The 6,486-nt window shown below is 35.1% G+C and carries 6 protein-coding genes; 2 read left to right on the top strand and 4 right to left on the bottom strand.

The annotated features are described in order from the left end of the window. Nucleotides 1-681: 681 nt before the first annotated feature. From ACFRAE_RS12655 to rsfS, 4 genes are read right to left on the bottom strand one after another with little or no spacing between them, the layout of a single operon-like run. Nucleotides 682-1,311, bottom strand: a complete 630-nt coding sequence (locus tag ACFRAE_RS12655; protein ID WP_422797529.1) for a rhomboid family intramembrane serine protease — start codon at nt 1,309-1,311, stop codon at nt 682-684. Further along, nucleotides 1,312-1,962, bottom strand: a complete 651-nt coding sequence (locus ACFRAE_RS12650) for a LutC/YkgG family protein (RefSeq protein WP_422797528.1) — start codon at nt 1,960-1,962, stop codon at nt 1,312-1,314. Between the two features lie 52 nt (nt 1,963-2,014). Then, complete coding sequence (gene ftsH, locus ACFRAE_RS12645) at nt 2,015-4,084, bottom strand: ATP-dependent zinc metalloprotease FtsH (RefSeq protein ID WP_422797527.1); 2,070 nt, start codon at nt 4,082-4,084, stop codon at nt 2,015-2,017. A 29-nt stretch (nt 4,085-4,113) separates the two neighbouring features. Further along, entirely contained in the window at nt 4,114-4,488 is a 375-nt protein-coding gene (gene rsfS, locus ACFRAE_RS12640) for a ribosome silencing factor (protein WP_422797526.1), read from the bottom strand. A 49-nt stretch (nt 4,489-4,537) separates the two neighbouring features. Between rsfS and ACFRAE_RS12635 the strand changes: the two genes are divergently transcribed. Next, the gene (locus ACFRAE_RS12635; protein ID WP_422797525.1) at nt 4,538-5,317 is read left to right on the top strand and encodes a biotin--[acetyl-CoA-carboxylase] ligase; all 780 of its coding nucleotides are present in this window, start codon (nt 4,538-4,540) and stop codon (nt 5,315-5,317) included. Between the two features lie 91 nt (nt 5,318-5,408). Further along, nucleotides 5,409-5,861 carry a protein-disulfide reductase DsbD domain-containing protein gene (locus ACFRAE_RS12630; protein WP_422797524.1) on the top strand — a complete coding sequence of 151 codons (453 nt, stop codon included), beginning with the start codon at nt 5,409-5,411 and terminating at the stop codon, nt 5,859-5,861. Nucleotides 5,862-6,486: the final 625 nt, after the last annotated feature.

Raw genomic sequence — 6,486 nt, 5'->3', positions numbered from 1 at the left:
GCCGAAGCAATTCAATTCAGAAGTTTAGACCGTGAAAACTGGACTGGGTAATCCCTATAACATTGACTTAAAACAAGATTGAATATTAATGCTTGTCTGCTTGCTGCCAGATTTTCTCCAAATACATTCGTTTCTTTATTTATAAAATCTATGTTTTATTTATATAGAGTAAATAAGCTTTCAGATAGGTTGCTATCAGATCCTTTTTGACGCAGAACTACATACTTATTATTTTTCAACGCTATATTCGTATAAAATATCCAAATGACAGCCTTAATCTTTTGCAAATCTCTTTTAGGAATCGCTTTATGATTTAGAGTATACATTGTATCCGTAAATTACTTTCAATCCACAGCTATATATTGGAAACTTTTATTTAGATTCTATTGAACTAATTGTAACCTACTAAGTGTCCTAAAATCAGGATTTGCCCTATTTTCAGAAATTCCAATCAGCGGAACATGAGATAAACTCCACTTCTAAGAAAAAACATTCGTTGTTAAAGAATTTTCAACAATATCCCTTCAGACCAAAAAGGACACATCCATTTACAATTAACAAATGAAAATAATAATTGGCTACGCTTTCATACTTAGCGAATAGAATGAGCATAACCTACAGGAAGAGTACAATTAATAATGCAACAACAGCATTGAACTAGAAAAATAAAAAAGCTAGCTCCTAAAACTGACTTATAAAATGCTGAATAACATCTGGAAAGATTAATATAGTAAGTATCAATCCCGTCAATGCGCCAAATAAATGTGCATCATGATTAATACCATCACGGGCATTTTTGGAAGCCCATACACAATAACCTATATAAAGACCCGCAAATACAAAAGCAGGCAATGGTAACGCAAAAAAGATATATATCTTAGTCGTCGGATTAAATAAAATATAACTAAATAATACAGCAGAAATGGCTCCAGATGCTCCTAAACTATGGTAACCATATTGATCTTTCTGACGAATAATTGTAGGAATATCACTTAAAATTAATCCTACAATATATAAAAGCGCAAATAACAAATGCCCTAGTGACCCACTGATACTAACAAAAATAGCCTCTAAGCCAAAGCCAAAGAAGTAAAAGGTAATCATATTAAACAAGAGATGAGACCAGTCCTTATGGATCAAACCGCTAGTTAATATTAAATAAGATTTCGATTTATCCCGGTAAATGCTGTAAGGATGCAACATTAATTTACCATACCATTCGGGATTGGAAAACACATAAATACTTAAGCCAATAGTTAGGGCAAAAATTAAACTGGCAACTGGTAGGTTTATTAAATAATCAAGCAGCATTTAAAATCGATCTTCTAGTAAAAATAAATATAATTCTTTTGGTCCATGGGCTCCTAATACTAACCTTTTTTCTATATCAGCAGTTCGGCTTGGGCCTGTAATTGTACTAATTAGACTGGGGAACTGATGACTTGAATATTTGTCTTGTATTATTGCCAAGCCATGTCTTACGTCCATCACCAGCTGTGAGGCACGAGCTATCACTATATGCACCGGAGGGTAAACGCTAAGCTGCCTACTGCCATCCTTTGCATTGCTGATAAGAATACTTCCATTTCGAGCTATTAAGGCCTCGCAAGCCGTTATTGAAGCCTCAGCTTCTTCAAAATGATGCGAGGTGCTCCGGAACGGAAAACCATATTGCTTGAGTAAAGACTGAACCTCTTTTTCCCACACATACAATTTGCTGATATTTAATTTTTCTATTAGTATGATTAAATTTTCAATCAAATTGATTTCTCCATCACAATAAATAAATTTCCCTGAAGCATCGGTGAATTCCCTAGCAAAGGTCACATCAAGTGGATCTTCTTCATCCTTATACAACTGGTTTTCTTCAAAGGCAGGATGTGGGTTTTCCTTTTTTTGAAGTAAAGCTTGCCGAATTTTCTTCAGCATTTTCTCTTTGGCAGTCGTATTTCTTATGTTCATGCTATAAAAGTTAAACAAGCCTTTTGGAGGCTTGTTTAACTTATTAATCTAATTATTCTTGATTTGATTTTGTTTCCTCTTCTGATGGTTTTACATCATCATGATCTGTTGCAGGTATTGGTAAATCCGTTTGAGGAACACCGCCGCCATCTGCTCCACCATTCACAAACTCATCATAAGTCGTTTTATTGGCAAATGGACGTTTTCCTAAAATTTCTTCCAAATCCGCTTGGAATAAAATTTCCTTTTCTAACAATTTCTCAGCAATCTTTACCAGACCATCTTGTTTTTCAAACAATAAATTCTTGGTCCGTTCATACACCTCTGAAATTAATATGCGCACCTCATCATCGATCAACTCTGCTGTTTGATCAGAATAAGGCTTTTGAAATTGACTCTCTCCAGAACTATCGCGGAATGATACATTACCTACCTTATGGTTCATCCCATAAACAGCAGTCATCGCATAAGCTAATTTAGTGATTCGTTCTAAGTCATTTTGTGCACCAGTACTGATACGACCAAAAGTAATATCTTCTGCCACACGTCCTCCCATGGTCATACACATACTGTCAATCAATTGTTCAGTCGTGTATAAAAATTGTTCTTTAGGCAGGTATTGTGCATAACCCAATGCCGCCACACCACGTGGAACTATAGAAACCTTCACTAATGGATCGGCATGTTCCAAAAACCAGCCTGCAATCGCATGCCCAGCCTCATGATAAGCAACAATTTTCTTCTCTTCAGGAGAGATAATTTTATTTCTTTTTTCCAAACCGCCAATCACACGATCGATCGCATCTTGGAAATCTTGCATTTCAATTGCATTTTTGTTTTTACGAGCGGCTATCAATGCTGCTTCGTTACAAACGTTGGCAATTTCTGCACCAGCAAATCCAGGTGTTTGTGCAGAAAGTTTCTTCGCATCCACTTCTTCTGCTAATTTCAACGGTTTTAAATGCACGTTAAAGATCTGCTCACGTCCTATTAAATCAGGTTTATCGATCGAAATTTGTCTATCAAAACGACCTGGTCTCAATAAAGCAGAATCCAACACATCCAAACGGTTGGTAGCAGCTAGGATAATAACCCCAACATTGGTACCAAAACCATCCATCTCAACCAATAATTGGTTCAATGTGTTTTCACGCTCATCGTTACCACCCATGATGGAATTTTTACCACGAGCACGACCTATAGCATCAATCTCATCGATGAAAATAATACATGGCGCTTTTTCTTTCGCTTGTTTAAATAAGTCACGAACACGTGAAGCACCTACTCCAACAAACATTTCCACAAAATCAGAACCTGACAAAGAGAAAAACGGAACTTGAGCTTCACCAGCTACAGCCTTAGCCAACAAGGTTTTACCAGTTCCTGGAGGACCTACCAATAAGGCTCCTTTTGGAATCTTACCACCTAAGTCGGTATATTTTTTAGGGTTCTTTAAGAAATCAACAATTTCCATGACCTCCTGTTTAGCTTCTTCAAGCCCAGCCACATCATTAAAAGTAATATTGATTTGAGATTCCTTATCAAACAATTGAGCTTTTGACTTACCAATATTAAATATGGCACCGCCACCGCCGCCAGCACCACCATTCATTCTTCTCATTAGAAAAATCCAGATACCAACGATAATTAGCAAAGGCAACATAAAGGAAATAAACCATCCAGCCCATGGGTTGGAACGATCTTCATAGCTCACTTCCAAACGCGGAATATTTGCCGCAAGACTATCCTGAGAAGCTTTTAATTTAGCCGATAATAAAACATCCGAAGCTTCTGTAAAGGTAAATTGAGGGTTTTTAGCATTCCCAAAATTGAATGGCTTATTTCCTCCAATTAACTCTTTATATTTCTCTTGGTCTAATCGATCTGCTTTTATGTAAACTTCGACCTCAACCAATTCATTCGTTTTATAACCAACTAACTTCTCTACGTCTCCAGGAATCAACATCTTGGTTTCGAAATCCTGATAGGTAATTTTCTTAGTGGCCTCTCCACTAAATAAATATTGAATACCAAATAACCCTACTAGAATGGCAATCCATAGCCATATTGTATTAAACTTAGGTGGCATTGGTGTTATTTTCTTACTCGGAATTTTCTTCATTTATAATCTTAAACTACGTTTTTAATCAATTATGCGCTCTGATAACTACTTACCTGGGCATCTCCCCATAGATCTTCCAATCTGAAATGACTACGTTTTTCGGTCTTAAACACATGAACAACGACGTCAATAAAGTCTAGTAAAATCCATTCTCCATTTCCTTGTCCCTCTTTGTGCCAAGGATCTTGACCTAATGTTTTATACACCTCATCTTCTACACTTTTAGCAATAGCATTAACTTGAACAGTGGAATCAGCATGGCAGATAACAAAAAAATCAGATAAAGTACTATTCACTTCACGCATATCCATCCGCACTATTTCGTTACCTTTTTTTTCTTGCATCCCGTGGATAACCACTTCAGCCAACATTTCAGATAACGAACTTTTTTTATTTTTACTCATTAAGATTTATTATACTTTTGACAAATAAACTATTTAAAAATATTATCTTTTGCAAAATAACACATTTTTAGGAGATTCACTAGGTCTAAATTTAATTGTTTTGGACGAAGTAGACTCTACTAATGATTATTTAAAGTCACAAGTCTCAAATTTCAAGCCACTTCCCGAATGGACTGCCATTATGGCAAAGCACCAAACCCGTGGAAGAGGACAACGAGACAATGTTTGGCATACTCCTGCCGACCAAAACATCACTGTCAGTCTTCTTATATATCCGAAATACCTACCGCCTCAGCAGCAATTTTACCTCAACATCTTCGTTAGTTTGGGTATTATCGATTGGCTGAAAAGCATCCATATCGAGGCTCAAATCAAATGGCCTAATGACATTATGCTTGCTAATAAAAAAATCGCAGGGATCTTAATTGAAAATAAAGTCAATTCCAAAGGAATAGTCCAATCTATTATTGGCATCGGGATTAATGCCAACCAAGTCGATTTTCCAAATGAGCTAATAAATAAGGCGAGTTCACTTTTTAAGGAGACAGGGATTCCTATTGCCAATCTGGAGGAATCATGCCATGATGTCCTTTTATGTATTCAAAAACGCATTATTGCATTCAAAAAATTGGAGCTATCGGCCGAAAACCTTTTACAGGAATATAACAATTTATTATTTCTTCGGGACATTTCCGCTCCTTACTCGTCTAATAATATAGAGTTCCTTGCTAAAATAATCCGTGTGGAGTCCGATGGACGTCTCCTATTAAATGAAGACGGACAAGAAAGAGCCTATTATTTCAAGGAAGTCTCGTTCCTTTTGCAATAAATTGATTACAGTAAGTATATTAAATTTATTAGTATTAACTTTGAATTAAACTTTAAATATCAATTCTAGTCAATAGAAAAAACAGTTGTTTATGAAAAAACTTAATTTATTAATCGCTTTTGTCTTATTCACCGTAGCTGGTGCATTTGCTCAAGTATTCAATCCCGTTCAGTGGTCTGTTGCGACCAAAAAAATTAGCAAAACTGAAGCCGTAGTTTTAGTGAAAGCAACTATCGAACAAGGCTGGCACATTTACGGATTAACTGTTCCTGCAGGTGGTCCAATTTCTACATCCTTTGAATTCACTCCTGTTAATGGCGCAAAATTAACTGGGAAACCAATTGCTAAAGAAGCAAAAACTAAATATGAAGATGTATTTAAAATGGAAGTTCCTTATTACAATGGCGAGGTAGTTTTTCAACAAAAAGTGAAATTAGCAAACAATAAACCAACCACAATTAAAGGTGTAGCAACTTTTATGGCTTGTGATAAAGAGCGTTGTTTACCACCAGATGAATATGAATTCGCGGTGACTATAAAATAACGAATCGTATAAAAATATGATTAGGCCTCCAATCGAGGCCTATTTTTTTTTAAGCATTTCAACGATTACAACACTTCGTTCTTTTGAAGGATTTCAGAAAAGGTTTCAATACCTGAAAATAATTGAATTTTCAAAATCATATTATTCGTCAATATACCCATTGACATAATTAATTGCTAAGCAAAAATACAACCAACTATATTGCCTAAAAAATACCCTTTGAGATATTCATATGGAGTTAGATGATTAGTTTTTGTAAACTGAAAACTGTATTAATCTATTTATTTTGAATTCTGAATTAATTCCGACGTTTTATTGTTAAACACATTAGTCAACAATATATTATCAACGGCAAATAACATGAATACTATAAAAAAAATTATTAACCCAATTATGATAATTATTCTTAATTTTTTATTTAAAGTTCTGTCCATAACACTTGATTTCTTATAAAGTCAATTTCAATTTTTATTTTTATTTTCCTATGATATTCAAGATTAGCTGACAATACTCCTAGTCCGATATCAATCGTACCTTGAATAATGTAAGAAGCAAATGTAGATGTGTTCGATTGCTCGGATATTAGATTTGTATTCCAATTCCATCCTAAAGTCAATCCTACTGC

It is taken from the genome of Sphingobacterium sp. HJSM2_6 (genome assembly GCF_049316305.1).
Lineage (GTDB): Bacteria > Bacteroidota > Bacteroidia > Sphingobacteriales > Sphingobacteriaceae > Sphingobacterium.
Note: the sequence above shows the minus strand (reverse complement) of the source record. Positions and strands in the feature narration are given on the sequence as shown.